The sequence below is a fragment of the Stenotrophomonas sp. HMSC10F06 genome, assembly GCF_001807865.1.
GTDB lineage: Bacteria > Pseudomonadota > Gammaproteobacteria > Xanthomonadales > Xanthomonadaceae > Stenotrophomonas > Stenotrophomonas bentonitica_A.
The window spans coordinates 106,886-131,107 of the sequence record NZ_KV791279.1; the positions used below are offsets into that span (position 1 = coordinate 106,886).

The window sequence follows — 24,222 nt, forward strand, 5'->3', positions numbered from 1 at the left end:
GCGCGAACAGCCACGCATGGCCTGCGCGGGCGCCGGAGACAGGGGGTAAACTGGTCGTTTCACCCTGATCGGTCCCGATTCATGCGATCTCCGTTCCTGTTGATTCCCCTGGCCGTCGCCCTGGCGTCCGGCTGCTCCAAAGAACCGGCGGCTCCGACCGTCGATCCCACTGCCAACGCCCCGGCGAGCACTGCCATGAAAGCCGACAGCCGCAGCCACGATGAAAGCTCCTACGCCGAGCCGGACAAGGTCGTCGTCAAGGACATCGCGCTGGACCTGAAGCTGGACTTCGACAGCAAGCAGATCGGCGGCACCGCGACCTACACGCTGGAGTGGAAGGACAAGGCCGCCAAGCAGCTGGTGCTGGACACCCGCGAGCTGACCGTGGAGAAGGTCGAGGCGATCGCCGCCGACGGCAAGGCTGCACCGCTGCCGTTCGTGCTGGCACCGGCCGACAAGGTGTTCGGCAGCAAGCTGAGCATCGAGACGCCGGATCAGCCGGCCAAGGTCGTGATCACCTATCACACCGCACCGACCGCCTCGGGCCTGCAGTGGCTGGAGCCGTCGATGACAGAGGGCAAGAAGCTGCCCTTCATGTTCAGCCAGTCCCAGGCCATCCACGCCCGTTCCTGGGTGCCGCTGCAGGACACGCCGAGCGTGCGCTTCACCTACAGCGCGCATGTCACCTCGCGCCCGGACGTGATGGTGCTGATGAGCGCCGACAACGATCCCAAGGCCGCGCGTGATGGTGATTACACCTTCAAGATGCCGCAGCCGATCCCGTCCTACCTGCTGGCCATCGCCGCCGGCGACCTGGTGTTCGAGCCGATCTCCGGCCGCTCCGGCGTGTGGGCCGAACCGACCATGGTCGGCAAGGCCGCCAAGGAGTTCGAAGACACCGAGAAGATGATCGGCGCTGCCGAGAAGCTCTACGGCGAATACCGTTGGGGCCGCTACGACATGCTGGTGCTGCCGCCGTCGTTCCCGTTCGGTGGCATGGAAAACCCGCGCCTGACCTTCGCTACCCCGACCGTGATCGTCGGCGACAAGTCGCTGGTCTCGCTGGTGGCCCACGAACTGGCACACAGCTGGTCGGGCAACCTGGTGACCAACGCCAGCTGGAAGGACATCTGGCTCAACGAGGGCTTCACCACCTACGTGCAGGGCCGCATCACCGAGGCGCTGTACGGCCAGGAAATGGCCGAGATGGAGCGCGAGATCGACCAGAACGATCTGCTCGCCGAAGTGAAGGACATGAGCGCGGCCGACCAGGCCCTCGCCCTGCCGCCGCTGAGCGAGCGTGACCCGGACGAGGCATTGAGCCAGGTCGCCTACGTCAAGGGCGCCTGGTTCCTGCAGTTCCTGGAACAGCGCTTCGGCCGCGAAACCTTCGATCCGTTCCTGCGGGGCTGGTTCGATGACCATGCCTTCCAGAGCGCGAACACCGACCAGTTCGTCGAGTACCTGAAGAAGAACCTGCTGTCCAAGAAGCCCGGCGCCGTCAGCGACGCCGAGCTGAAGGCATGGCTGGACGAGCCGGGCATTCCGTCGTTCGCGACCAAGGCCCGCTCGCGCAACTTCTCCATCGTCGATACCGCCCGCATCGCCTGGCAGGGCAGCAACACGCTGCCCAACGCGCAGATCACCGGCGAGTGGGGCACCCAGGAATGGGTGCACTTCATTGACGGCCTGGGCAAGACCCTGCCGGTGGAGAAGCTGGCCGCGCTGGACAAGGCCTACCACTTCACCGGTACCGCCAACGGCGAGATCGCGATGCGCTGGTATCCGTTGACGATCCGCAGCGGCTACAGCGAAGCGAACGAAGCCGCCGGTGCGTTCATCGAGCGCGTCGGCCGTCGCAAGCTGATCATGCCGATCTACGCCGAACTGGTGAAGACACCGGAAGGCCTGGCCTTCGCCAAGGCCGCCTTCGCCAAGGCCAAGCCGGGCTACCACCCGATCACCACGGGCTCGGTGCAGGACATGCTGGAAAAGGCCGAGGCGGGCACGGCCAAGCCGTAATCGCCAGACGCATCGGTTGAACGAAAAACGGCGGGGAAACCCGCCGTTTTTTTATGCCTGGGCGCCGGCGCTCACACCGCGCGGACCGCCAGGAACATGTCCACGCAGTCGTGCATCACCTGCTGCTGCTGTGCCGGCGTGAGCGGTGGCTGCCCGAAGGTGATCTGCGGCCAGAACGCAAAGGCCTTGAGCATCGCCTGCAACTGGTGCGCGGCCTCGGCCGGCGGCATGTCCGTGCGCAGCCGGCCATCGGCCTGGGCCGCGCGGATCCAGCCGGTCAGGCCTTCTTCCTTCTCGGCCAGCTTGTCCATCATCGCGCGCGCGCGCTCGGGGGCATGGACCAGTTCGGCCATCGCGACCCGGGACAGATCGATGAAGCCGGGGTCGTCCAGCAGGTGCATCTTGCGCGCCGCGAACAGCAACAGTTGATCGCGCAGCGGCCGTGCCGGGTCGTAGGGCACGACAGCCAGCGCCTGGCTGGCCTCGAACAGCTGCCACAGGATGGCGGTGAACAACTCGTCCTTGCTGGCGAAGTGGTTGTAGACGGTGCGCTTGGACACCTCGGCCGTGGCCGCGATGCGATCCATGCTGGTGCCGGCGAAACCGAACGCGCGGAACTCGGCCACCGCTGCCTCCAGGATGGCCGCACGCTTGCGGTCGGTCAGGCGGGTGGGGCGGTCGGAGGGGCTCATGCGGCCATTTTACACCGTTCAGTTTACTTTTCGAAAAAGGCAAGTAAACTCGCCGGTGTACTTTTCTGGGCACGCCCCGCATGAAACGTCGCCTGCCTCGCATCCTCCTCCTTCTGACGGTGTTGATCGCCATGTCCATTGGCCTGTTGACCTGCGGTGCCCGCCCGGCGGCCGCCTATGACCAGTCGCCCCAGTTCGGCGACGGGCGCTTCCACAACCCCACCGGCAAGACCGATCTCGGCTTCTTCCGCACGGCCGGGGTGATGTGGCGCTTCCTGTTCAACAAGCCGGCCGACGCCAGCCCGTTGGCGCCGATCCCGGTGCAGGCCCTGACCCGCCAGGCCCTGCTCGATGCGCCGGACGACAGCCTGTGGCGGCTGGGTCACTCGACGATGCTGATGAAGCTGGACGGCCATTTCTGGCTGACCGACCCGGTCTTCGCCGAACGTGCCTCGCCGATGTCGTTCATGGGCCCCAAGCGCTTCCATGCGCCGCCGCTCACCATCGCCGAACTGCCGCCCATCACCGGCGTGATCATCTCCCACGACCACTACGATCACCTCGACCACGATGCCATCCTCGCGCTCGCGCCCAAGGTGCAGCACTTCGTCACCGCGCTGGGCGTGGGCGACCGCCTGATCGCATGGGGCGTGCCGGCGGCGAAGGTCGTGCAGCTGGACTGGTGGCAGGACACCCGCGTGGAAGGCCTGAAGATCGTCGCGACGCCGGCCCAGCACTTCTCCGGGCGCACCCTGGCCGACGGCAACCGCACGCTGTGGGCCTCGTGGGTGATCGATACGGGTCAGACCCGGATCTTCTTCAGCGGCGACACCGGCTACTTCGACGGCTTCGCCCGGATCGGCGAACGCTACGGCCCGTTCGACCTGACCATGATTGAAACCGGTGCCTACGGCGCGGATTGGCCGGACGTGCATATGCAGCCCGAGCAGAGCCTGCAGGCGCATCTGGATGTGCGTGGCAAGGTGCTGATGCCGATCCACAACGGCACCTTCGACCTCGCGCTGCACCCGTGGACCGAACCCTTCGAGCGCATCACCGCGCTGGCGCAGGCGCAGGGCGTGCCGCTGACCGCGCCACACATGGGAGAACGCCTGGATATCCGCGCACCGGCACCGTCCACCCATTGGTGGCGCGAAGGACAGCCGACCGCAAAGTAAGGCAGGCCGCCATCGCGGCGACGCCGGCATGCTCCGCTTGGCGATAAAGTAGGCGCAGGCGCCTTGTGCGCCATCGACCAACAGGGAGCACGCGATGAAACGACTGATCCTGGTAGCAGCCTGCGCCTTCGCGCTGGCCGCCTGCAGCAACCCCGAAGCCGAACGCCAGGCGCAGCAGGCCGCCGCGGCCGCCGCCAAGGCGCAGCAGGAAGAAAAGGCCGAAGGCGTGGCCAAGCAGTACGACATGGCCGTCGCCGCGCAGGATTGGGAGCGTGCCCGCATCCACGGTGGCTCGCTGCTGGACCAGTACAAGGACACCGATGTCGCCGCGCGGATCGAACCGGGCTACGCCGAGGTCAAGGCCAAGGCCGAGGCCGCGCGCGAAACGCGCCGGCTGCAGGCCCTGTGGCAGTACAACCAGATCCCGGTCGGTACCAAGGGCATCCAGTCCTCTGCGCAGATCTACAGCAAGGAACGCGTGGACGTGGATGGCAGCGGCGCCAAGCCGGTGCAGCTGGTATTCCGCGATCATCCCGAGTGGAAGCGGCATGCCTACCTGGTGCTGCAGGCCGGCGATTTCCGCTGCCCGAAATGCCAGGTCAAGGTGACCGTCGATGACGGCAAGCCGGTCTCGATGGCCGCCTGGCGCCCGGACACAGATGAGGCGATCGCGATGTTCATCACCGACCAGAAAGCGCTGTGGAACCTGGCGCGCAAGGCCAAGGTGATCAGCATCGAGTTCCCGGTCAAGGCCGGTGGCACGCGCACGGCCGTGTTCGAAACCGGTGGCTTGGATACGAGCAGGATGCCGCAGTGGTGGAAGTGAGCGGGCTTGCGGCGATCCGTCACTGGGTGTTCGACATGGACGGCACGCTGACCATCGCGGTGCATGATTTCCAGCGCATCAAACGCGAGCTCGCGATTCCAGCGGACGACGACATCCTAACCCACCTCGCCGCGTTGCCGCCGCAGGAGGCTGCGGCCAAGCATGCCTGGCTGCTCGCACACGAACGCGCGCTGGCCGGGCAGGCGCAGGCCGCCCCCGGCGCCGTCGCGCTGGTCCGCGCGCTGCACGCTGCGGGCTGCCGGCTGGGCATCCTCACCCGCAACGCGCGCGAACTCGCCGACGTGACCCTGCAGGCGATCGGTATCGGCGACGTCTTTGCCCGCGAGGACATCATCGGCCGCGACGAAGCCGAGCCCAAGCCGTCGCCGGTCGGGCTGCAGTACTTCGTTGAGCGCTGGCAGGCCGTTCCATCCCAGGTGGTGATGGTCGGCGACCATCGCTTCGACCTGGAATGCGGCCGCGCCGCCGGCACCCGCACCTTGCTGGTCAACACCCCGGACAACCCCTGGCCGGGCATGGCCTGCTGGCAGCTGGCCGACTGCGGGCAGGTGCTGGCGGCGTGGGAAGGAAAGCGGGTTTCGGTCTGATCGCGCCGGACAAGTGCCTGCCGCATGATCGGCAGGCGGTGGACCTCTAGAGCAGCCAGGCATGGCCTGGCTCTACCCTTGATCAAACGTTCAACGCGTAGCCGAACTGCTGTTTGAACTGCTCATTGAACTCATCGAAGGTGAAGCGCTGGTTCTGGGTGCCCGGGTGCTCGACCTTCAGCGCGCCCATCAGGTTGCCCATGCGGCCGATGGTCAGCCAGTCATAGCCCTTCTCGATGCCGTAGATCAGCCCGGCGCGGAACGCATCGCCACAGCCGGTCGGGTCCACCACGCGGCGCTCGTGCGCCGGCGGGATGTCATAGGTCTTTTCCGGGGTGTGGATGACCGCGCCCTTCGGCCCGCGGGTGGTGATGTAGGCCTTGACCCGGCTCACGATCTCCTTTTCATCCCAGCCGGTGCGCTCCTGCAGCAGGTTGGACTCGTAGTCGTTGACCACGACATAGTCGGCCTGCTCGATGAAGGTGCGCAGCTCCGGGCCGTTGAACAGCGGCATGGCCTGGCCCGGGTCGAAGATGAACGGCACGCCGCCGTCGAAGAACTCCTGCGAATTCTGGATCATGCCCTCGCGCCCGTCCGGGCCGACCAGGCCCAGGGTCACGCCCGGCACATCCTTCACGTGGTTCTCGTAGGAGCGCATCATCGCGCCCGGGTGGAAGGCGGTGATCTGGTTGTTGTCGTGGTCGGTGGTGATGAACGCCTGCGGGGTGAACAGCTCATCGATCACCTTGACCCGGCTCAGGTCGATGCCCAGGCCCTGGAAGTACTCCCGGTACGGGCCGAAGTCCGAGCCCACGGTGCCCATCGGGATCGGCTCGCCGCCCAGCAGGTACAGGTTGTAGGCGATGTTGCCGGCGCACCCGCCGAATTCACGACGCATGCGCGGCACCAGGAACGACACATTCAGGATGTGCACCTTGTCCGGCAGGATGTGATTCTTGAACTGGTCCGGAAACACCATGATGGTGTCGAAGGCAAGAGAACCACAGATCAAAGCGGACATCGAGTAAGGCCTATGCGGAAGGGGGTTTGAGGCCCGTCGGGCGGGCAACGAAACGGCGCCCTGCGGCGCCCTGCGGCGCAAAGGTTAACGGGTGAGGCGGCTTTGGGCCAGAACCCGGGCTGTCCGGATTGGCCTGAATGGCCGTGAAGGCTGGCTTTCGGCCAGATTTGTCCTTGCTCGCGCACAGGGGGATTGCTAGGCTTGTCGGCCTCGAATTCTGCCCATTTTTTCGCCATCCCGCGTTGGGCGCGACACCCCTCAGGATCAACTCCCAGATGTTCAAGAAACTGCGTGGCATGTTCTCCAATGACCTGTCCATCGACCTGGGCACGGCCAACACCCTCATCTACGTGCGTGGGCAGGGGATCGTGCTGAACGAGCCGTCGGTCGTGGCCGTGCGCCAGGACCGTGCCATCGGTGGTACCCGTTCCGTGGCTGCCGTAGGCGCCGAAGCCAAGCAGATGCTGGGCCGTACCCCGGGCCATATCACCACCATCCGCCCGATGAAGGACGGCGTCATCGCCGACTTCACCTACACCGAGGCGATGCTCAAGCACTTCATCAAGAAGGTCCACAAGTCGCGCTTCCTGCGCCCGAGCCCGCGGGTGCTGGTCTGCGTGCCGGCCGGCTCGACCCAGGTCGAGCGCCGCGCCATCAAGGAATCGGCCGAGGAGGCCGGTGCGCGTGATGTGTTCCTGATCGAAGAGCCGATGGCCGCCGCGATCGGCGCCGGCATGCCGGTCACCGAGGCGCGTGGCTCGATGGTCATCGACATCGGCGGCGGCACCACCGAAGTGGCGGTCATCTCGCTCAACGGCATCGTCTACTCGGCCTCCGTGCGCATCGGTGGCGACCGCTTCGACGAGTCGATCACCAACTACGTGCGCCGCAACCACGGCATGCTGATCGGTGAAGCCACCGCCGAACGGATCAAGGTCGAGCTGGGCTGCGCCTACCCGCAGGCGGAAGTGATCGAGATGGAAATCTCCGGCCGCAACCTCGCCGAGGGCGTGCCGAAGATGATCAAGATCAACTCCAACGAGGTGCTGGAAGCCCTGCACGAGCCGCTGTCGGGCATCGTCAGCGCGGTCAAGCTGGCGCTGGAACAGACCCCGCCGGAACTGTGTGCCGACGTCGCCGAGCGCGGCATCGTGCTGACCGGTGGTGGCGCCCTGCTGCGCGACATGGACCGCCTGATCTCCGAAGAGACCGGCCTGCACGTGCAGGTGGCCGATGACCCGCTCACCTGCGTGGCCCGCGGTGGCGGTCGTGCGCTGGAGCTGGTGGACATGCACGGCAACGAGTTCTTTGCGCCGGAGTAAGCCGTACCGGCCGTGTATCGTGGACGCGCCTCTGCGGCGTGATGCCGGTGAGCCCCGCTCACCGGGCATCGCCTCGCCGGGGCGTTCTCGCATGCTGTTCCCGCTGCGCTGTGCTGCAACGCGCTTCACCCACACTTTTCCCAGTCGACGCCTGTGCCGCCTTACGCCGGTCCTCCCGTAGCCTCCCGCCAGGGCGATGCCGCCAGTCCGCTGCGCCTGCTCGCTTACCTGGCCCTGGCCATCACCCTGATCGTGCTCGATGACCAGGCCGGCTGGCTGTCGCGCCTGCGCGCGCAGGCCAACGTGCTGGTGCAGCCGGTGTGGGCGCTGGCCGGCCTGCCGGGCCGGCTCGGTACCCAGGTCAAGGACAATGCGGCCAGCCACGGCCAGCTGGTCAGCGAGAACCGCGAGCTGCGCAACCAGCTGCTCATCGCCAACGCGCGCCTGACCCGGCTGCAGACCGCCGCGCTGGACAACGCCCAGCTGCGCGAACTGCTCAACGTGGCCGAGCGCAGTGGCCTGGATGTGCAGCTCGCGCCGATCCTGGATATCGACCTGGACCCGGTGCGCCAGCGCCTGGTGTTGGCGGCCGGCACCCGCGATGGCGTGCATGTCGGCCAGGCGGTGATCGACGCCGGCGGCCTGATGGGCCAGGTGATCGCCACCACCGGCAACAGCGCGACCGTGCTGCTGCTCACCGACCCCGACCATGCCGTGCCGGTGACCGTGGCCCGCAACGGCGTGCGGCTGATCGTCTACGGCCGCGGCGACAAGCTGGAACTGCGTGACATCCCGCTCAGTGCCGGGGTGGAAGTCGGCGATGAGATCGTCACCTCCGGGCTGGGCGGTCGTTTCCCGGCCGGCTTCCCGGTCGGCAGCATCACCGCCCTGCGTCCGGACGACACCCATGCCTTCCTGGTCGGCGAACTGAAGCCGGCCGCCCAGCTCGACCGTGGCCGCGACGTCCTGCTGCTGCGTCCGGGCGAAGCGATCCATCTTCCGCCGAACCTGCGCCGCGACGCCGCTGAAGCGGGTGGCCCGGCGGAATCGCCGCTGCAGGACGGTCTTCCGGCGGGCAGCGCGGCACCGGCTGGCGCTCCCCCCGCAGGCACCGCACCGACGAGCGTGCCGGCCAACGTGCCGCAGGCCAACCGGCCCGGCCCGGCCGCGCCGGTACCGGTGGCGGTCCCGCGTCGGGCCACGGCATCGCCCGCGCCCGCGCCTGAAACCGGCGCCACGCCGCCGGAGGAACAACGATGAGCCGCCTGCGCGATAAACCTTGGGTGCTGCCGGTCAGTCTGGTGGTAGCGCTGCTGCTCGGCCTGCTGCCGTTGCCGGCCCTGCTGCAGCCGCTGCGGCCATACTGGCTGGCGCTGGTGCTGGCCTACTGGGTGATTGAAACGCCGGACCGGGTCGGGCTGGGCATCGCCTTCGCCAGCGGCGTGATCGCCGATCTGCTGTATGGCGGCGTGCTGGGCGAGCAGGCGCTGCGGCTGGTGATCCTGACCTTCATCCTGCAGCGCTTCCGCGCGCGGATCCGCTTCTTCCCGATGTCCCAGCAGATCCTGGCGATCGGCGGGCTGCTGTTCAACGACCGCATCGTCAGCGCGGTGGTGCACATCGTGGTGGGCGAGCCGACCCTGCCGTGGTCGTACTGGTGGGCGCCGCTGCTGGGCATGGCGCTGTGGCCGCTGGTGTTCGTGCTGCTGGACGCGCTGCGCTTCGGGCGACGCGGGCGCTGACATGTACATGCGCCGCCAGGCCAAGAATCCGCATGCCGAGGCAGAACAGTTCCGGCGCCGCGCCGCGCTGGGCTTCCTCGGCGTACTGGTATGCCTGATCGGGCTGGGCGGCTGGTACTTCAAGCTGCAGGTGATGGACCACGACATCTACGCCACGCGCTCGGAGGCCAACCGGATCAAGCCGCGGCCGGTGGTGCCCGGGCGCGGGATGATCTACGACCGCAACGGTCGGCTGCTGGCCGAGAACGTGCCGGCGTTCCGCCTGGACATCACCCCGGACAAGGTCAAGGACATGGACGCCACCCTGGCCGGCCTGTCCAGGATCCTCGCGCTCAGCCCGGAAGACATCGAGACCTTCAACAAGTCGCGCAAGGCGCGCCGTAGTTTCCTGCCGGTCACGCTCAAGCTGCGTGTCACCGATGAGGAGATGGCGCGCTTTGCGGTGGACCGCTGGCGCTTCCCCGGCGTGGAGCTGGAGCCGTACCTGACCCGCCGCTATCCCTATGGCGATCTGTTCGCGCACATCATCGGCTACGTCGGCCGGGTGGATGACAAAGACCTGGAGATGCTGGGCGAGGGCAATGCCGCGCTGACCCACATCGGCAAGTCCGGGCTGGAGCGCTATTACGAGCAGCAGCTGCGCGGCAAGGTCGGTTACGAGCAGGTCGAGACCAACGTGCAGGGCCGCGCGATCCGCACCATCGGCCGGGTCGCGGCGCAGTCCGGCAGCGATCTGCGGCTGTCCATCGACGCCGATCTGCAGCGCGCGATGGTCGCCGCCTTCGGCGAGTTCGAAGGCGCAGCGGTGGCGATGGACCCGCGCACCGGCGAGGTGCTGGCGATGGTCAGCCTGCCCTCGTACGACCCCAACCTGTTCGTCAACGGCATCTCGCACGCCGATTTCAAGGCGCTCAACGACAACCCGTCGCGGCCGCAGTTCAACCGCCTGGTGCTGGGCGGCGTCGCGCCGGGCTCCACGATCAAGCCGTTGATCGGCCTGGCCGGGCTGGACAGTGGCGTGCGCCGGCCGGAGGACAAGATCCTCTCCACCGGCATGTTCTATCTGCCGGGCACCTCGCGCGGCTGGGGCGATGCCAACCGTGGCGGGCATGGCTGGACCGATCTGCGCAAGTCGATCACCCAGTCGGTCAACACGTACTACTACAAGCTCGCGCTGGATCTGGGCATCGAACGCTTTGACCACTACATGGGTTATTACGGGTTCGGTGCGCCGACCGGCATCGACCTGACCGGCGAGATCGGCGGCATCCTGCCTTCGCCGGCGGCCAAGTACAAATCGAGAAAAGAACGCTGGTATCCCGGCGACACGGTCAACGTCAGCATCGGCCAGGGCGACTGGAAGGTCACTCCGCTGCAGCTGGTGCATGGCGTGGCCGGGATCGCCGATGGCCACCTGCGCCAGCCGCACCTGGTGATGCAGCAGCGGGCCGGCTTCGACGCGGACTGGACCGCAACGCCGCCGGGTGAAAGCAAGCCGATCAGCCCCACGCCGAGCAATCTGCAGGCGGTGCGCGAGGGCATGATGGGCACCATGCAGCCGGGCGGCAGTGGCGCGCGTGCGGCTGCGGGCGCGCCGTACGTGATGGCCGGCAAGACCGGTACCGCGCAGGTGATCAGCCGCCGTGGCACGGCCGCGGTCAACCCGCGCAGCCTGCCGCTGCACCTGCGCCACCGCGCACTGTTCGTGGGCTTCGCGCCGGCCGACAACCCGGTCATCGCGGTGGCGATCGCGGTCGAGGGCGGTGGTTACGGCGGCTCGGCGGCGGCACCGATCGCACGCAAGATTTTCGATGCCTGGCTGCTCGGCAAGATGCCCGACGGCCTGGAACCGCTGGACAGCGAGCGCGGCACGACCGCGATCGGCATCACCGCCTTCGATGGTGGTGATGGCGCGGCCCGCGAGGCCGGCGATGCCGCCGTCGCTGCGCTGGAGCTGCTGCCGGTCGTGGTGGGCGTGCCGGCGCCTGCGCCTGTGCCGGAACCCGGCGCGCCCGTGCCCAGTGCCACCGCGCCCCCGACCGCACCGGAGCGGCCACGATGAAGGTCTTCCTGCGCTGGGCGGTCGATATGGCCGTCCGTTTCAGCAGCTCGCTGGACTGGGTGCTTTGCCTGGCATTGGGCGCGCTGATGCTGATCGGCCTGGCGGTGCTCAAGAGCGCCGGTGGCGACGGCTTGGTGTTCGCGCAGGGCGCGCGTTTCGCGGTCGGCCTGGCCGCGATGTGGGCGATTTCGCGGGTCTCGATCCTGCGCATCCGCTCGGCCACGCCCCTGATCTACGCGGTGTCGATGATTCCGCTGCTGGCCGTGTTCGTGCTGGGCACCGGCAAGTACGGCCGGCAGTGGCTGGATCTGAAGCTGTTCTACCTGCAGCCGGCCGAGCTGCTCAAGGTCAGCCTGCCGATGATGGTGGCCTGGTACCTGCATCGCATGCCGCTGCCGCCACGTTTCTCCACGGTGCTGACCAGTGCGGTGATCATCGGCGTGCCGACCGGACTGGTGATGCTGCAGCCGGATTTCGGCACCGGCGTGCTGATCGCCGCCAGTGGCGCGTTCGTGCTGCTGCTGGCCGGGCTGCCGTGGTGGTGGGTGGGCGTGGCGGTCGGCGGGGTCGCCGCGGCCGCGCCGGTGGCCTGGTTCTGGCTGCTGCGCCCGTACCAGAAGGACCGCATCATGATGTTCATGGACCCGGAGAGCGATGCGCTCGGTGCGGGCTGGAACATCATCCAGTCCAAGATCGCGATCGGCTCGGGCGGCTTCGATGGCAAGGGCTGGGGCCAGGGCTCGCAGTCGCACCTGAACTTCATTCCCGAACAGACCACCGACTTCGCCTTCTCCGTGCTCAGTGAAGAGTTCGGCTGGATCGGCGTGGCCATCGTGCTCGCCCTGTACCTGGTGGTGATCGGGCGCTGCCTGTGGATCGCCTCGCAATCGCGCGATACCTATTCACGGCTGCTGGCCGGCGCGACCGGGCTGGCGTTCTTCGTCTATGTGCTGGTCAACGGCGGCATGATTTCCGGTTTGTTGCCGGTGGTGGGCGTGCCGATGCCCTTGATCAGTTACGGCGGCACCTCGGCGGTATCACTGCTGGCCGGCTTCGGCCTGGTGATGGCCGTGCGTCGCCACAATCCGGTGCACGGCGGCTACGGCTGAGTGCGCGCGATGCGTACGCCGCGCACCGGCGGTACGTGTCGGCTAAGGATTGGGGTGCCCACGCGTGTTACGGTCCTGCGCTCGCGCCAGCCCGCATCGCGGGTCCGCTTTCTGTTCGCCGTGTCGCCTCCTGCTGTGCGTCGCGTCATCCACAGGAGTCGTCCGCATGGTCGAACTACTGCAGCGCGCACGCGCCGTGTTCCATTTCTTCTTCCGCACGCTGGATCTGCCGCTGCTGGGCGCCTTGTGCCTGCTGATGGTGGCCGGCCTGGCCGTGCTGCACAGCGTGGACGGGCCCGTGCATGCGCAGGCGATGCGCTACGGCGCCGGGCTTGCCGCCCTGTGGGGGCTGTCGCGGCTGCCGGTGGTGGAACTACGCGCGTGGTCGCCGTGGATCTACACCCTGTCCCTGCTGCCGCTGCTGGCGGTGTATGTGGTGGGCACCGGCAAATACGGCCAGCGCTGGTTGAACCTGGGCGTGTTCTATCTGCAGCCCTCCGAGCTGCTCAAGCTGAGCCTGCCGATGATGATGGCCTGGTACCTGCACAAGCAGCCGTTGCCGCCGCGGCCGCGTGCGGTACTCACCGCCGCGGTGCTGATCGGTGGCCCCGCCGTGCTGATCCTGCTGCAGCCCAACCTCGGCACGGCCACGCTGGTGACCGCCAGCGGGGTGTTCGCGCTGCTGTTGGCGGGCCTGCGCTGGTGGTGGATGGCCGTGGCCCTGGGCGGGCTGTCGGTCGCTGCGCCGCTGGCCTGGTTCGGGCTGCTGCGCCAGTACCAGAAGGATCGCGTGCTGACCTTCCTGTACCCGGAGAACGATCCGCTGGGCACCGGCTGGAACATCATCCAGTCCAAGATCGCGATCGGCTCGGGCGGCATGCACGGCAAAGGCTGGGGGCAGGGGACCCAGGCCACGCTGGATTTCCTGCCCGAGTACACCACCGACTTCGCCTTCTCGGTGCTGGCCGAGGAGTTCGGCTGGGTCGGCGTGGCAGTGGTGCTCAGCCTGTTCCTGTTCGTTACCGCGCGCTGCCTGTGGATCGCCAGCCAATCGCGCTGTGGCTACTCGCGCCTGTTGGTGGGTACCACCGGCCTGGTGTTTTTCGTCTATGTGCTGGTCAACGGCGGCATGATCTCCGGCCTGCTGCCGGTGGTGGGCGTGCCGATGCCGCTGATCAGCTATGGCGGCACCTCGGCGGTCTCGCTGCTGGCCAGTTTCGGGCTGGTCATGGCCGCACGACAGCACCAGCCGGTGCATGCCACATGAGCGAGGTTTGCGCAGCCGTTGCGCGGGCACCCATGGGGAAACGGTTTCAGGTGCACACGTTGTCAACGCGCGCGGGCAAAAGTGAGAAGTGGCGCACAGATATGAAGTGACTTGATCTCGATCAATGGACTTGTCGTAAACGGCCTGCACAATGGCGGCCCGCCAACAACGACGCGCTGAGCCAAGCATCGCGGAGGGGGAGTCTGGCGGGGAGTAGTTGACCTCACAGGCAGAGGGGCGAAGCGCGCGCTGGGGAGATGCGCGCCGCGCCGCTGCCGATCAGGTCCGGTTTGGCCGGTTGCGTCTGCGGGGATGGGGACGCAACCGGCGAACCTCTTGTGCCGTCCCTACCAACCTCCAAAAGTGAGACGTGCGTTGCGAGGCAGCCCTTGCTGGGCTGCCCCGGCCGCCGGGTGGCGGGCCGTGCCGCACGCCGGTACCGCCGCGATTGTGGCGCCCCGCAGCAATACATGAATGGGCGCAGGTCATGCGCCTGTCTACACACGGCCTTAACGGCAGTGGAGAAACTCGGGCAATCCGTTGAGATTCATGGTCTTAGGGGTTTTAATTCATCCATGACCTGCTAACCTGCCGCGATGATTCGACGCTCCCTGGCCTGCATGCTCACGCTCGGTTTGGTCGCTTGTGCGACCCAGCCGCAGACTCCTTCACCGACGCCGCAGGCCTCGGGTGTTCCCGTCACGCCGGACCCGGGCAGCAAGGGTCCGGCCGAAGCTGCCCCGGAGGCAGCCGGAGCCAACGCCGCCCCGGTGGATCTGACCCCGGTGCCCTTCGAGGTGGCCCGCGCCAACTTCGTGCGCGATACCGCCGCCCGTTACGGCATTCCGGCCGCGCAGATCGAGGCGACACTGGCCCAGGCGCAGATCCGTGATCCGATCATCGCCGCGATGTCGCGCCCGGCCGAGCGGGTCAAACCGTGGAACGAGTACCGGCCGATGTTCATCAGCCAGGCGCGGATCGAGGGCGGAAAGAAATTCCTCGCCCAGCACCGCGATGAGTTGATGCGCGTGCAGCAGCGCACCGGCGTCCCGGCCGAGGTGATCGTGGCGATCATCGGCGTGGAAACCAGCTACGGCGGCAATACCGGCAACTACCGCGTGCTCGATGCGCTGTACACACTGGCCTTCAAGTACCCGCGCAGCGGCGACCCGGCCAAGCTTGAACGTGAAGTGCGCCGCGAGCTGTTCTTCCGCGACGAGCTGTCGCGCCTGTTCGCGCTGACCCGCGATGAAAAGCTGGACATCACCGCGATCAAGGGCAGCTACGCCGGCGCGATGGGCATGGGCCAGTTCATGCCCTCCAGCTATCTGGACTATGCGGTGGACGGCAACGGCGATGGCCGCCGCGATCTGTTCAACAGCTACGACGACGTGTTCTCGTCGATCGCCAATTACTTCGTCAAGAAGGGCGGTTGGGTCCGGGGTGGCCCGGTGGCCGTGCCGGCCACGCTGCAGGCCGGTCGCGAGGAATTCAATCCGACCGAATGGGCGCCGACCTGGACGCTGTCGCAGCTGGCCCAGCGCGGGTACCAGCCCAGCGTGCCGGTCGCCGCGGGCCTGACCGCCACCCCGATCACCCTGGAAGGCAGCACCGGCAAGCAGTACTGGCTGGGCTTCCAGAACTACTACGCCATTACCCGCTACAACCTCTCGAAAATGTATGCGATGGCCGTGTACCAGCTGTCCCAGGCCATTGCTGGACAGGAGTTGCCGCCGGCATGAACACGATCGCACGCTCCAGATGGCTGATCCCGGGTCTGTTGATACTGGCACTGGCCGCCTGCAGCAGTGCGCCGAAGAAACCCGGTGCCAGCAGCGCCGGCAGCAGCAAGCCGTCCGCCGCGGTGGTGCAGGGCAAGGGCGGGCGTCCGGCGCATTGTCCGGAAGGCTCTCCCTACAAGGCGGCTGCTGAAGATCCCAGCACGCGCGGCGATTACCGCGCCGGCGGTCTGTACAAGCCGGGCGTGAATGACAGCACCCCCACCTACATCCCGAACGTGGCCTGCATCCCCGAGCCGGAAGTGGTCGATCTGCCGCGCTCGCCGATCGGCAACAAATCGCCGTACGTCGTGCTGGGCAAGCAGTACCAGGTGATGGACAAGACCCGCGGCTATGCCGAGAAGGGCACTGCTTCCTACTATGGCGCCAAGTTCCACGGCCGCCTGACTTCCAACCGCGAGGTGTACGACATGTACGCCTTCACCGCCGCGCACAAGACCCTGCCGCTGCCGAGCTTTGCCCGGGTGACCAACCTGGACAACGGCGAATCGGTGATCGTGCGCGTCAACGATCGCGGCCCGTTCCACGATGGGCGCGTGGTCGATCTCAGTTATGCCGCCGCCGTGCGCCTGGGCATCACCCAGCGCGGCACCGGCAACGTGGAGGTGCGTGCGCTGGCACCGGGGGATGACAACCTGATGGTCGACAAGCCCAGCCGCCGCGAGCGCCGCGAGGTCGCCGCCGCTGCGGCTGCCGCCGCCTCCGCGCCCGCCGCTGCCGTGCGCAGTGCCAGCGAGATGGATGCGCTGGTCGGCAAGCTGCCGGCCGCCACGGCGACCGCTGCCGCCAAACCGGCCGGCGAGAAGTACCGCTACCGCGTGGCCGATTCGGCCAAGCCGGGCAACGCCGACAACTTCGATCACTGGATGCGCGACAACGGTGTGCGCGTTGCCACCGGCAAGCCCGCCACCACCCAGGCTGCCAGCGTCAACAGTGCGCCGGTGGCGGTGGCCGCATTGCCCGCCGCCGCACCCGCGGCACGTCCGGCACCGGCCCCCGGTGCAACGCTTTCCCAGCAGGTGCTCGGCAGCGTGCTGCTGCAGGTCGCCAGCTTCGCCAGCCGTGACAACGCCACCCGCGCGCTCGGCCAGCTGTCCTCGGCGGGCATCGCCGGGGCCAGCATCAGCGACATCGTCCGTGGCGGGCGCACCCTGTGGCGCCTGCGCGTGCCGGCCCCCGACCATGCCAGCGCCTCGGAACTTGCCGGCCGGATTGCCGGTCTGGGCTTCGGGGCGCCGCAGATCGTGAAGGACTGAGCCTTCCACTGCCCGCGGCACGCCAGCGCGTGCCGCCGCTCCTTGGACCTACAATGCCCGTTATCCCTCATCCACCCCTTGGCGCCCTCCAGGAGCTTGCTGTCCGATGAAATTCCGCTTTGCCGCCGCTGCCATGGCCACGACCCTGTTCGTGGGCATGGTTTCCGCCCAGACCCCTGCGCCGACCCCGGCACCGGCGCCTGCTCCCGCCGCCGCCGCTCCGGCCACCGTGGCGACCCCGCCGGCCCCCAAGCCCAGCGTCTCCAAGGCCTGGATCCTGATGGACTACGCCACCGGGCAGGTCCTGGCCGGTGAAAACGTGCACGAACAACTGGCCCCGGCCAGCATCACCAAGGTGATGACGTCGTACGTCGTGGCCGCCGAGGTCAAGAACGGCAAGGTCCGCACCGACGACCAGGTGATGATGAGCGAGCGCGCCTGGCGCGAGGGCGGCGCCGGCACCGACGGCAGCTACAGCGGCTTCCCGGTCAACCAGACCGCACGCCTGGAAGACATGGAAAAGGGCATGGCGATCCAGTCCGGCAACGATGCCGCGATCGCCCTGGCCGAACACGTGGCCGGCAGCGAAGAGGCCTTCGCCTCGCTGATGAACAGCTACGCCGCCAAGATCGGCATGAAGGATTCCCACTTCGTCAACGCCCATGGCCTGAGCGCCCCGGGCCACCACACCACCGCTTACGACCTGGCCCTGCTGGGCCGCGCGATGGTGCGTGACTATCCGGAAACCTACGCCTACAACAAGGTGAAGGAATTCACCGTCGGCAACATCACCCAGCCCAACCGCAACCTGCTGCTGTGGCGCGACCAGAGCGTGGACGGCATCAAGACCGGCCATACCTCCGAAGCCGGCTACTGCCTGATGAGCTCGGCCCAGCGCGGTGACCAGCGCCTGGTCGCCGTGGTGCTCGGTGGCGGCTCGGAAAAGCAGCGCGCCGATGACAGCCTGGCGCTGCTCAACTGGGGCTTCCGCTTCTTCGAAACCCACCGCATGTACGAGCCGGGCAAGGTCGTGGCCGAGCACAAGGTGTGGAAGGGCAAGACCGACAAGCTGCAGCTGGGCGTGGCCCAGCCGATGCTGGTCAGCGTCCCGCGCGGCCGCTACAACGATCTCAAGCCGAGCATCGACGTGCCCAAGACCCTCGAAGCGCCGTTCACCGCCGGCCAGCAGGTCGGCACCCTGAAGGTGATGCTGGACAACCAGGTCGTCGCCCAGGCCCCGCTGGTGGCCGTGGCCGCCGTGGAAGAAGCCGGCTTCTTCAAGCGCCTGTGGGACAGCTTCTGGATGTGGTGGGAATCGGAGTAATCCGGTTCCACCGCACTGAAAAAAGACCGGCGAAAGCCGGTCTTTTTTTGGGTGGGCGATGGGCCGACCAACGGTCGGCAGCTACCAGGTGAACCGGTGCGGATCCGGGTAGTGCCGGCCGCTGGCCGGCTCCTCGCATACCGGGCTGGGGTCACGGTGTGCCGACCAACGGTCGGCAGCTACCCGCTTCACCATCAGTCGCTCGCTTACAGCGACCGGCTGATCGTGAAGCTGCCGAACACCGGCGCCTCACGCTGCCCATCGAACTCGCGCGTGCTGTGGTAACGGGCCAGCGCGAACTTCCAGCGACCGCGCATCACCGCCAGCCCGTAACCGGCCGTCCCCACCACGTGGCGCTTGTCCACGCTGTGGCTGTTGCGGAAGGTATTGCCGTCCAGCGTGATATCGCGGATCACCCACGCCGCATCCGTGGTGGCGAACAGATGCCACGACCAGCCGCTCGGCTTGCCGCCGCGCGTCGGCGCAGTGTTCTCACCGGCCGGGCGCAGCGGCGTGCTGCCGAAATCATCCGGCAACTTCCAACCAAAGCGCACCTCGCCACCGGCATTGAGGTGCGTGGCCAGATTGCCTACCGCGCCACCGTAGTGGCTGATCGCATCCCAGCCCCAGCCGCCCAGGTTCTCACTGGCGTCGGCCGGCCACCGGCGCATCCGCTCGTGCGTGAGCATGATCACCGGCTCGTTGTGCAGCTGGTTGTCCCAACCCTGGAACTTCTCATCGCCCAGCAGCTCGTGCACCGCGTTCTGGACTTCCTCGCCCTGGGCCCACGGCCCCACCACGCCCAACGCCAGCTGCGTGGTCTGCAACCGGTCGCCGCGACGCGCGTTGTAACCGAAGCTGCCGATCAGCACGCCCGCATACGGCCGGTCGTCCTCGATCAGGTCCTTCCGGGTGAAATCGGTGGGGGTGAAGATGCCCTGGGCCAGGCTGAAGATCATGTTCTGCTGTTCGTACTCGCCCGGATGCAGCCGCTCCAGGTGGCTGTTGACCCAGCGCGCCAGGCGCGGCAGGCACGGGTCATCGGTGTAATCGACCAGGTTCGGCGAGACGAAGGTGATCTGGGCGCCGTTGGTATAGCCCTGGTCCTGGTCCTTGCCACCGAAGAGGTCGTTGTCGACGCGGAAATTGACCTGCGGCGGGTGCTCGCGCATCGCATCGGGCCCGCATTGAGTGGCGGCGTGGGCGGCAGGCGCGGCCAGGGCCAGGACACCGGCGAGTGCGGCCGGCAGCGCAAAGGGCTTCAGAGACATGGGATACCAGGCGGGGATTTATTCTTTCTTAAGCCGGTACAGCGTAATCAGAGCGTGATGTCGTGAACAGCACTGCGCACGCACTGCTGCGTATCAGTGGCGATACAGGCGTTTTCACGGGCCGTTCGGCGCCGCTGTGCGCACGATCAAGCAGCGCTTGGGTTCGGGCGCAGGCATCCCCATAATCCCGGTCATGGAGATCAAGTCTGACAACCCCGACCACGGCTTCCAGTTTCCCGGCCAGTTCGAACTCAGCGCCATGGGCGCAGCCGGCAAGGACCTGGAACGCGAACTGCCGCGCCTGCTCGAGCTGGCCGGCGTGGATGTGCTGAGCGAGCGCATCAGCTGGAAACACTCGTCCAACGGCAAGTATGTGTCGGTGCGGCTGGTGTTCAAGGCGGATAACCGCGACCAGTACGACGCCGCCCACAACGCCCTGCGCGACCACCCGGAAGTGAAGTGGACGCTGTAACCAGCTGCGCCACCGCTGCGGCCCCGGGTGACCGGGCGCCGCAACCGGCCATTGTGCGCGACCTCGGCCGCCAGCCCTATGCCCCGGTCTGGCACGCGATGCAGCGCTTCACCGATGCCCGCACCGAGGACACCCCCGACGAGCTGTGGGTGGTCGAGCACGACCAGGTGTTCACCCTGGGCCAGGCCGGCAAGGACGAGCACGTGCTCGCCCCCGGCGATATTCCCGTTCTGCATGTCGACCGCGGCGGCCAGGTGACCTACCACGGCCCCGGCCAGCTGGTGATCTACCCGCTGCTGCAGCTGCGTCGGCTGGGGATCGGCGTGCGCGACTACGTCTGCCGCATCGAGCAGGCCATCATCGACACCCTCGGCGACTGGAACATCGGCGCCGAGCGGCTGGAGGGCGCGCCCGGGGTCTACGTGGGCGGGGCGAAGGTCGCCGCCCTGGGCATCCGCGTCCGCCGTGGCTGCACCTTCCATGGCCTGTCCTTCAATGTGGCCATGGACCTGGAACCGTTCCGCCGGATCAACCCCTGTGGCTATCAAGGGCTGCAGGTGACCTCGGTGGTAGACTTGGGGGGACCGTCCGGCATGGCGGCCGTCACGCCGGTGCTGCTGGGCCATCTGGCCCGCCAGTTCGGCCTGGCCCTCGAGCCGGCCGCTGAATTACCCGATTTGACTGACGCGGCGTGAACGCCGCCGACCAAGGCCATGACTGAAACCACCGCTCGCCTCATTCCCCTGCAGGTTGTGCAGGGCGACACGCCGTCCGCCGCCCCGTTGCAGACGGGCGTCAAACAGATCGGCGGTGACAAGATCGGCCGCTCGCCGGTGCAGTTCGCCGACGTGCCGGTGCTGCGCAAGCCGTCGTGGATCCGCGTGCGGATTCCCTCCGGCAATGCCGTGCAGAACCTCAAGGCCAAGCTGCGCGAAAACCGCCTGGTCACGGTCTGCGAGGAAGCCAGCTGCCCCAACATCCACGAGTGCTTCAGCCACGGCACCGCGACCTTCATGATCCTCGGCGAGGTCTGCACCCGCCGCTGCTCGTTCTGCGACGTCGCCCACGGCCGGCCCAAGCCGCCGGATGCCAACGAGCCGGCCAGCCTGTCCCAGACGGTGGCGGACATGGGCCTGAAGTATGTCGTGGTGACCAGCGTGGACCGCGATGACCTGCGCGACGGCGGTGCCCAGCACTTCGCCGACTGCATCGGTGCCATCCGCGCCAGGTCGCCCAACACCAAGATCGAAGTGCTGACCCCGGATTTCCGTGGCAAGGGCCGCATGGAGCGCGCGCTGGAGATCCTGGCGACCAACCCGCCGGATGTGTTCAACCACAACATCGAAACCGTGCCGGACCTGTACCGCAATGTGCGCCCGGGCGCGGACTACCAGTGGTCGCTGACCCTGCTCAAGAAGTTCAAGGCCCAGCACCCGGAAATCGCCACCAAGTCCGGCATCATGCTCGGCCTCGGCGAGACCCTGGAGCAGGTCCAGGCCACGCTGCGCGACCTGCGCGAGCACGATGTGGACATGATCACGATCGGCCAGTACCTGCAGCCGACCGCGCATCACCACCCGGTGCTGCGTTACTGGACCCCCGAGGAGTACAAGGCGCTGGAGGAGTACGGCAATGCGCTGGGCTTCAGCCACGTCGCCTCCGGTCCGATGGTGCGCTCGTCCTACCATGCCGACCGCCAGGCGGCCGACGCCGGCGTCGCCGGTTGATCCAGCGGGCCCTTCGGGGCCCGTTCTGCCAATCCACTCCGTCTTTCCCCGGCCGCGGCCCTGAACCGCGGATGGCCGCAGGCCTGTGCCTGCCTGCCGATCCCGCCGGTATTCACAAATTTCTCCAACGGCCTCGGTAGGCTGAAGGCCCCGGTGACAAACGCGGCAACTTTCGGCACTGTCGTGGTGTCTGTAATGCACGCAGTCTCTCCCTTGGCAAGGTGCCACGAGCTAGTCCATGAAATTCAAAGCCCCCGCATTCCTGATGGCCCTGGCGCTCACCGCGCCGATGGCACTGGCCGCCTACGCCGATTCGCCCGCGCTGCCTTCGGCGGCAACACCCGACCAGGTGACCACCTCCAAGCTGGTCTACGGGCTGCTGTCGGACAGCCGATACGCCTACCGGCCGCGCGCACTGGATGCCGCGACCTCCAAGGACGTCTTCAAGCGCTATCTGGAATCGCTCGATAGCAGCAAGCAGTTCTTCACCCAGGCCGACATCACCCGCTTCGCCCCGTTCGAGGCCAACATCGCCACCGCCATCCGCGGCGGCGAGCTGGAGCCGGCGTTCCAGGTGTTCGCGGTCTACAAGCAGCGCGTGGGCGAGCGCGTCGGCTATGCGCGCAAGCTGCTCAAGACCGATTTCGATTTCAGCACCGATGAAAAGTTCGAGTACGACCGCAAGGACGTGCCGTGGGCCGCGAGCAGCGCCGAACTGGACGATCTGTGGCGCAAGTCGGTCAAGAACGATTGGCTGCGCCTGAAGCTGGCCGGCAAGCAGCCGGCCGAGATCCGCAAGACGCTGGACAAGCGCTACGCGACGCTGGAAAAGTCGGTCAATGAGTTGAAGGGCGAGGACGTGTTCCAGTTCTTCCTCAACGCCTACACCAGCGCCGTGGACCCGCACACGGATTACTTCACCCCGCGCACCGCCGAGAACTTCAACCAGGCGATGTCGCTGTCGCTGGAAGGCATCGGCGCGCAGCTGCAGCGCCAGGACGACATGGTGGTGATCCGCGAGGTCATCGCCGGCGGTCCGGCCGCGGTCAATGGCACGCTCAAGCCGGGCGACCGCATCGTCGGCGTCGGCCAGGGCAAGTCCGGTCCGCTGGAAGACGTGATCGGCTGGCGCATCGATGACGTGGTGGCCAAGATCCGTGGCAAGAGCGATACCCAGGTCCGCCTGGAATTCATCCCGGCCGAAGAAGGCGTGGACGGCAAGCACCACACCCTGGTGCTGACCCGCCAGAAGGTGCGCCTGGCCGAACAGGCCGCCAAGGGCGAGACCCTGACCATTCCGGCCAAGGATGGAGAGCCCGAGCGCAAGGTGGGCGTGATCAAGCTGCCCACCTTCTACCAGGACTTCGAAGGCCGCCGCCGCAATGCCGCGGACTACGCGTCGGCGACGCGCGACGTGGCCAAGCTGCTGGCCGGCTTCAAGGCCGACAAGCTCGACGGCGTGGTGCTGGACCTGCGCAACAACGGCGGTGGCTCGCTGGATGAAGCGATCGAACTGACCGGTCTGTTCATCGAACAGGGCCCGGTGGTCCAGGTGCGCGAGTCCGGTGGCCGCGTCACCGTCAACAGCGACCGCAGCGAAGTGGTCGCGTGGGATGGCCCGCTGGCCGTGCTGATCAACCGCGGTTCGGCCTCGGCCTCGGAGATCTTCGCCGGCGCCATCCAGGATTACGGCCGTGGCCTGGTGATCGGTGAGACCACCTTCGGCAAGGGCACCGTGCAGAACATCGTCGATCTGGACCGGTGGCCGAGTGGCGAGACCCAGCGCTTCGGCCAGGTCAAGCTGACCATCGCCCAGTTCTTCCGCGTCAGCGGCAGCAGCACCCAGCACAAGGGCGTGGTGCCCGATCTGGCCTTCCCGGCCAGCGTGGACGCCAGCGAGTACGGCGAAAGCACCTACGACAACGCGCTGCCGTGGACCCGCATCGCCGCGGTGCCGCACACCCAGTACGGCAACTTCGGCCCGCTGCTGCCCAAGCTGGAAAGCCGCCACGACACGCGTATCGCCGCCGACAAGGAGTTCCAGTGGTGGAACGAGGATGTCGAGCAGTTCCGGGCGGAGAAGGCCAAGAAGTACATCTCGCTCAACGAGGCCGAGCGCCGCGCCGAGCGCGAGAAGCAGGACAAGCAGCGCACCGATCGCCAGGCGATCCGCAAGCAGCTGGGCCTGGATCTGGACCCGCTGGCCGACGACAGCAATGACGACGGCCTGACCGGCAACGAACGCGACATCGTCAAGGATGCCGCCCGCGAGAAGGCCGCCGAAAAGCGCCCGGATCCGCTGCTGCGCGAGTCGGCGGCGATCCTGGCCGATGCGGTGAACCTGCTCGAGGCCGACCGCCCGCTGTCGGCCCAGGTCCTGCCACAGTCGACTGCCGCGGGCCGCTGGGCGGACTGACCACCGGCCGCCACCAGCTGAACAGGTGACAACTCCACAGGCCGCCCTTCGGGGCGGCCTGTGCGTATCCACCTCCTGCCAACGCGCACGGGTCTATCCTTGGAGGCT

20 protein-coding genes are annotated in these 24,222 nt (G+C 67.4%); 17 read left to right on the forward strand and 3 right to left on the reverse strand.

Annotated features, from left to right (window positions below):
- Positions 1–81: 81 nt before the first annotated feature.
- Positions 82–2,022, forward strand: a complete 1,941-nt coding sequence (locus HMPREF3113_RS09920) for a M1 family metallopeptidase (RefSeq protein ID WP_070471933.1) — start codon at positions 82–84, stop codon at positions 2,020–2,022.
- Positions 2,023–2,093: 71 nt separating this feature from the next.
- Here HMPREF3113_RS09920 and HMPREF3113_RS09925 read toward each other — a convergent pair whose 3' ends face one another.
- Positions 2,094–2,714, reverse strand: coding sequence for a TetR/AcrR family transcriptional regulator (locus HMPREF3113_RS09925; RefSeq protein WP_070471935.1), 621 nt, complete (start codon positions 2,712–2,714; stop codon positions 2,094–2,096).
- A 131-nt stretch (positions 2,715–2,845) separates the two neighbouring features.
- On the opposite strand from HMPREF3113_RS09925, the gene HMPREF3113_RS09930 reads away from it, so the two are divergent.
- From HMPREF3113_RS09930 to HMPREF3113_RS09940, 3 genes are all read left to right on the forward strand, one after another.
- Positions 2,846–3,892, forward strand: coding sequence for an MBL fold metallo-hydrolase (locus tag HMPREF3113_RS09930; RefSeq protein ID WP_217628702.1), 1,047 nt, complete (start codon positions 2,846–2,848; stop codon positions 3,890–3,892).
- Between the two features lie 94 nt (positions 3,893–3,986).
- Positions 3,987–4,718 (forward strand): hypothetical protein, encoded by a 732-nt coding sequence (locus tag HMPREF3113_RS09935; protein ID WP_070471939.1) that lies wholly within the window; start codon positions 3,987–3,989, stop codon positions 4,716–4,718.
- Between the two features lie 35 nt (positions 4,719–4,753).
- Positions 4,754–5,326, forward strand: coding sequence for an HAD family hydrolase (locus tag HMPREF3113_RS09940; protein WP_083298764.1), 573 nt, complete (start codon positions 4,754–4,756; stop codon positions 5,324–5,326).
- An 82-nt stretch (positions 5,327–5,408) separates the two neighbouring features.
- Here the strand turns inward: HMPREF3113_RS09940 and HMPREF3113_RS09945 are convergent, their stop codons facing one another.
- Positions 5,409–6,347: a carbohydrate kinase family protein gene (locus HMPREF3113_RS09945; protein WP_019186045.1), complete on the reverse strand. Its 939-nt coding sequence runs from the start codon at positions 6,345–6,347 to the stop codon at positions 5,409–5,411.
- A gap of 275 nt (positions 6,348–6,622) precedes the next feature.
- Between HMPREF3113_RS09945 and HMPREF3113_RS09950 the strand changes: the two genes are divergently transcribed.
- The 9 genes from HMPREF3113_RS09950 (at position 6,623) to HMPREF3113_RS09990 (ending at position 18,228) form a co-directional block, all read left to right on the forward strand.
- Entirely contained in the window at positions 6,623–7,669 is a 1,047-nt protein-coding gene (locus tag HMPREF3113_RS09950) for a rod shape-determining protein (protein ID WP_019186044.1), read from the forward strand.
- Between the two features lie 153 nt (positions 7,670–7,822).
- The gene (mreC, locus tag HMPREF3113_RS09955) at positions 7,823–8,929 is read left to right on the forward strand and encodes a rod shape-determining protein MreC (protein ID WP_070471942.1); all 1,107 of its coding nucleotides are present in this window, start codon (positions 7,823–7,825) and stop codon (positions 8,927–8,929) included.
- On the forward strand, positions 8,926–9,411 hold the full coding sequence (gene mreD / locus HMPREF3113_RS09960; RefSeq protein ID WP_019186042.1) for a rod shape-determining protein MreD: 486 nt from the start codon (positions 8,926–8,928) through the stop codon (positions 9,409–9,411). Before mreC ends, mreD begins: the two co-directional genes overlap by 4 nt.
- A gap of 1 nt (position 9,412) precedes the next feature.
- The gene (gene mrdA / locus HMPREF3113_RS09965; protein WP_070471943.1) at positions 9,413–11,473 is read left to right on the forward strand and encodes a penicillin-binding protein 2; all 2,061 of its coding nucleotides are present in this window, start codon (positions 9,413–9,415) and stop codon (positions 11,471–11,473) included.
- Positions 11,470–12,582, forward strand: coding sequence for a rod shape-determining protein RodA (gene rodA, locus HMPREF3113_RS09970; RefSeq protein WP_019186040.1), 1,113 nt, complete (start codon positions 11,470–11,472; stop codon positions 12,580–12,582). Before mrdA ends, rodA (HMPREF3113_RS09970) begins: the two co-directional genes overlap by 4 nt.
- 166 nt (positions 12,583–12,748) lie before the next feature.
- Positions 12,749–13,849 (forward strand): rod shape-determining protein RodA, encoded by a 1,101-nt coding sequence (rodA, locus tag HMPREF3113_RS09975; protein ID WP_070425955.1) that lies wholly within the window; start codon positions 12,749–12,751, stop codon positions 13,847–13,849.
- Between the two features lie 596 nt (positions 13,850–14,445).
- Complete coding sequence (gene mltB / locus HMPREF3113_RS09980) at positions 14,446–15,591, forward strand: lytic murein transglycosylase B (RefSeq protein WP_070471946.1); 1,146 nt, start codon at positions 14,446–14,448, stop codon at positions 15,589–15,591.
- Positions 15,588–16,904, forward strand: a complete 1,317-nt coding sequence (locus tag HMPREF3113_RS09985) for a septal ring lytic transglycosylase RlpA family protein (RefSeq protein ID WP_070471947.1) — start codon at positions 15,588–15,590, stop codon at positions 16,902–16,904. The genes mltB and HMPREF3113_RS09985 overlap by 4 nt, the downstream gene beginning before the upstream one ends.
- A gap of 106 nt (positions 16,905–17,010) precedes the next feature.
- On the forward strand, positions 17,011–18,228 hold the full coding sequence (locus HMPREF3113_RS09990) for a D-alanyl-D-alanine carboxypeptidase family protein (RefSeq protein WP_070471949.1): 1,218 nt from the start codon (positions 17,011–17,013) through the stop codon (positions 18,226–18,228).
- A gap of 206 nt (positions 18,229–18,434) precedes the next feature.
- On the opposite strand, the gene HMPREF3113_RS09995 is transcribed toward HMPREF3113_RS09990, so the two are convergent.
- Positions 18,435–19,499: a lipid A deacylase LpxR family protein gene (locus HMPREF3113_RS09995; RefSeq protein ID WP_019186035.1), complete on the reverse strand. Its 1,065-nt coding sequence runs from the start codon at positions 19,497–19,499 to the stop codon at positions 18,435–18,437.
- A 193-nt stretch (positions 19,500–19,692) separates the two neighbouring features.
- Here HMPREF3113_RS09995 and HMPREF3113_RS10000 point away from each other — a divergent pair, with 193 nt between their 5' ends.
- The 4 genes from HMPREF3113_RS10000 (at position 19,693) to HMPREF3113_RS10015 (ending at position 24,114) form a co-directional block, all read left to right on the forward strand.
- Entirely contained in the window at positions 19,693–19,971 is a 279-nt protein-coding gene (locus tag HMPREF3113_RS10000) for a DUF493 family protein (protein ID WP_019186034.1), read from the forward strand.
- Positions 19,959–20,666, forward strand: a complete 708-nt coding sequence (gene lipB / locus HMPREF3113_RS10005) for a lipoyl(octanoyl) transferase LipB (protein WP_070471951.1) — start codon at positions 19,959–19,961, stop codon at positions 20,664–20,666. The genes HMPREF3113_RS10000 and lipB overlap by 13 nt, the downstream gene beginning before the upstream one ends.
- Positions 20,667–20,684: 18 nt before the next feature.
- A complete protein-coding gene (lipA, locus tag HMPREF3113_RS10010) occupies positions 20,685–21,698 on the forward strand; it encodes a lipoyl synthase (protein WP_070471954.1) in 1,014 nt (337 codons plus the stop codon).
- 238 nt (positions 21,699–21,936) lie between these two features.
- Complete coding sequence (locus HMPREF3113_RS10015; RefSeq protein WP_070471956.1) at positions 21,937–24,114, forward strand: carboxy terminal-processing peptidase; 2,178 nt, start codon at positions 21,937–21,939, stop codon at positions 24,112–24,114.
- Positions 24,115–24,222 lie beyond the last annotated feature (108 nt).

Coding starts and splice junctions, on each gene's coding strand:
- HMPREF3113_RS09920 (WP_070471933.1), top strand. CDS start 82: ATGCGATCTCCGTTCCTGTTGATTCCCCTGGCCGTCGCCCTGGCGTCC.
- HMPREF3113_RS09925 (WP_070471935.1), bottom strand. CDS start 2,714: ATGAGCCCCTCCGACCGCCCCACCCGCCTGACCGACCGCAAGCGTGCG.
- HMPREF3113_RS09930 (WP_217628702.1), top strand. CDS start 2,846: ATGTCCATTGGCCTGTTGACCTGCGGTGCCCGCCCGGCGGCCGCCTAT.
- HMPREF3113_RS09935 (WP_070471939.1), top strand. CDS start 3,987: ATGAAACGACTGATCCTGGTAGCAGCCTGCGCCTTCGCGCTGGCCGCC.
- HMPREF3113_RS09940 (WP_083298764.1), top strand. CDS start 4,754: ATGGACGGCACGCTGACCATCGCGGTGCATGATTTCCAGCGCATCAAA.
- HMPREF3113_RS09945 (WP_019186045.1), bottom strand. CDS start 6,347: ATGTCCGCTTTGATCTGTGGTTCTCTTGCCTTCGACACCATCATGGTG.
- HMPREF3113_RS09950 (WP_019186044.1), top strand. CDS start 6,623: ATGTTCAAGAAACTGCGTGGCATGTTCTCCAATGACCTGTCCATCGAC.
- mreD (WP_019186042.1), top strand. CDS start 8,926: ATGAGCCGCCTGCGCGATAAACCTTGGGTGCTGCCGGTCAGTCTGGTG.
- mrdA (WP_070471943.1), top strand. CDS start 9,413: ATGTACATGCGCCGCCAGGCCAAGAATCCGCATGCCGAGGCAGAACAG.
- rodA (WP_019186040.1), top strand. CDS start 11,470: ATGAAGGTCTTCCTGCGCTGGGCGGTCGATATGGCCGTCCGTTTCAGC.
- rodA (WP_070425955.1), top strand. CDS start 12,749: ATGGTCGAACTACTGCAGCGCGCACGCGCCGTGTTCCATTTCTTCTTC.
- mltB (WP_070471946.1), top strand. CDS start 14,446: ATGATTCGACGCTCCCTGGCCTGCATGCTCACGCTCGGTTTGGTCGCT.
- HMPREF3113_RS09985 (WP_070471947.1), top strand. CDS start 15,588: ATGAACACGATCGCACGCTCCAGATGGCTGATCCCGGGTCTGTTGATA.
- HMPREF3113_RS09990 (WP_070471949.1), top strand. CDS start 17,011: ATGAAATTCCGCTTTGCCGCCGCTGCCATGGCCACGACCCTGTTCGTG.
- HMPREF3113_RS09995 (WP_019186035.1), bottom strand. CDS start 19,499: ATGTCTCTGAAGCCCTTTGCGCTGCCGGCCGCACTCGCCGGTGTCCTG.
- HMPREF3113_RS10000 (WP_019186034.1), top strand. CDS start 19,693: ATGGAGATCAAGTCTGACAACCCCGACCACGGCTTCCAGTTTCCCGGC.
- lipA (WP_070471954.1), top strand. CDS start 20,685: ATGACTGAAACCACCGCTCGCCTCATTCCCCTGCAGGTTGTGCAGGGC.
- HMPREF3113_RS10015 (WP_070471956.1), top strand. CDS start 21,937: ATGAAATTCAAAGCCCCCGCATTCCTGATGGCCCTGGCGCTCACCGCG.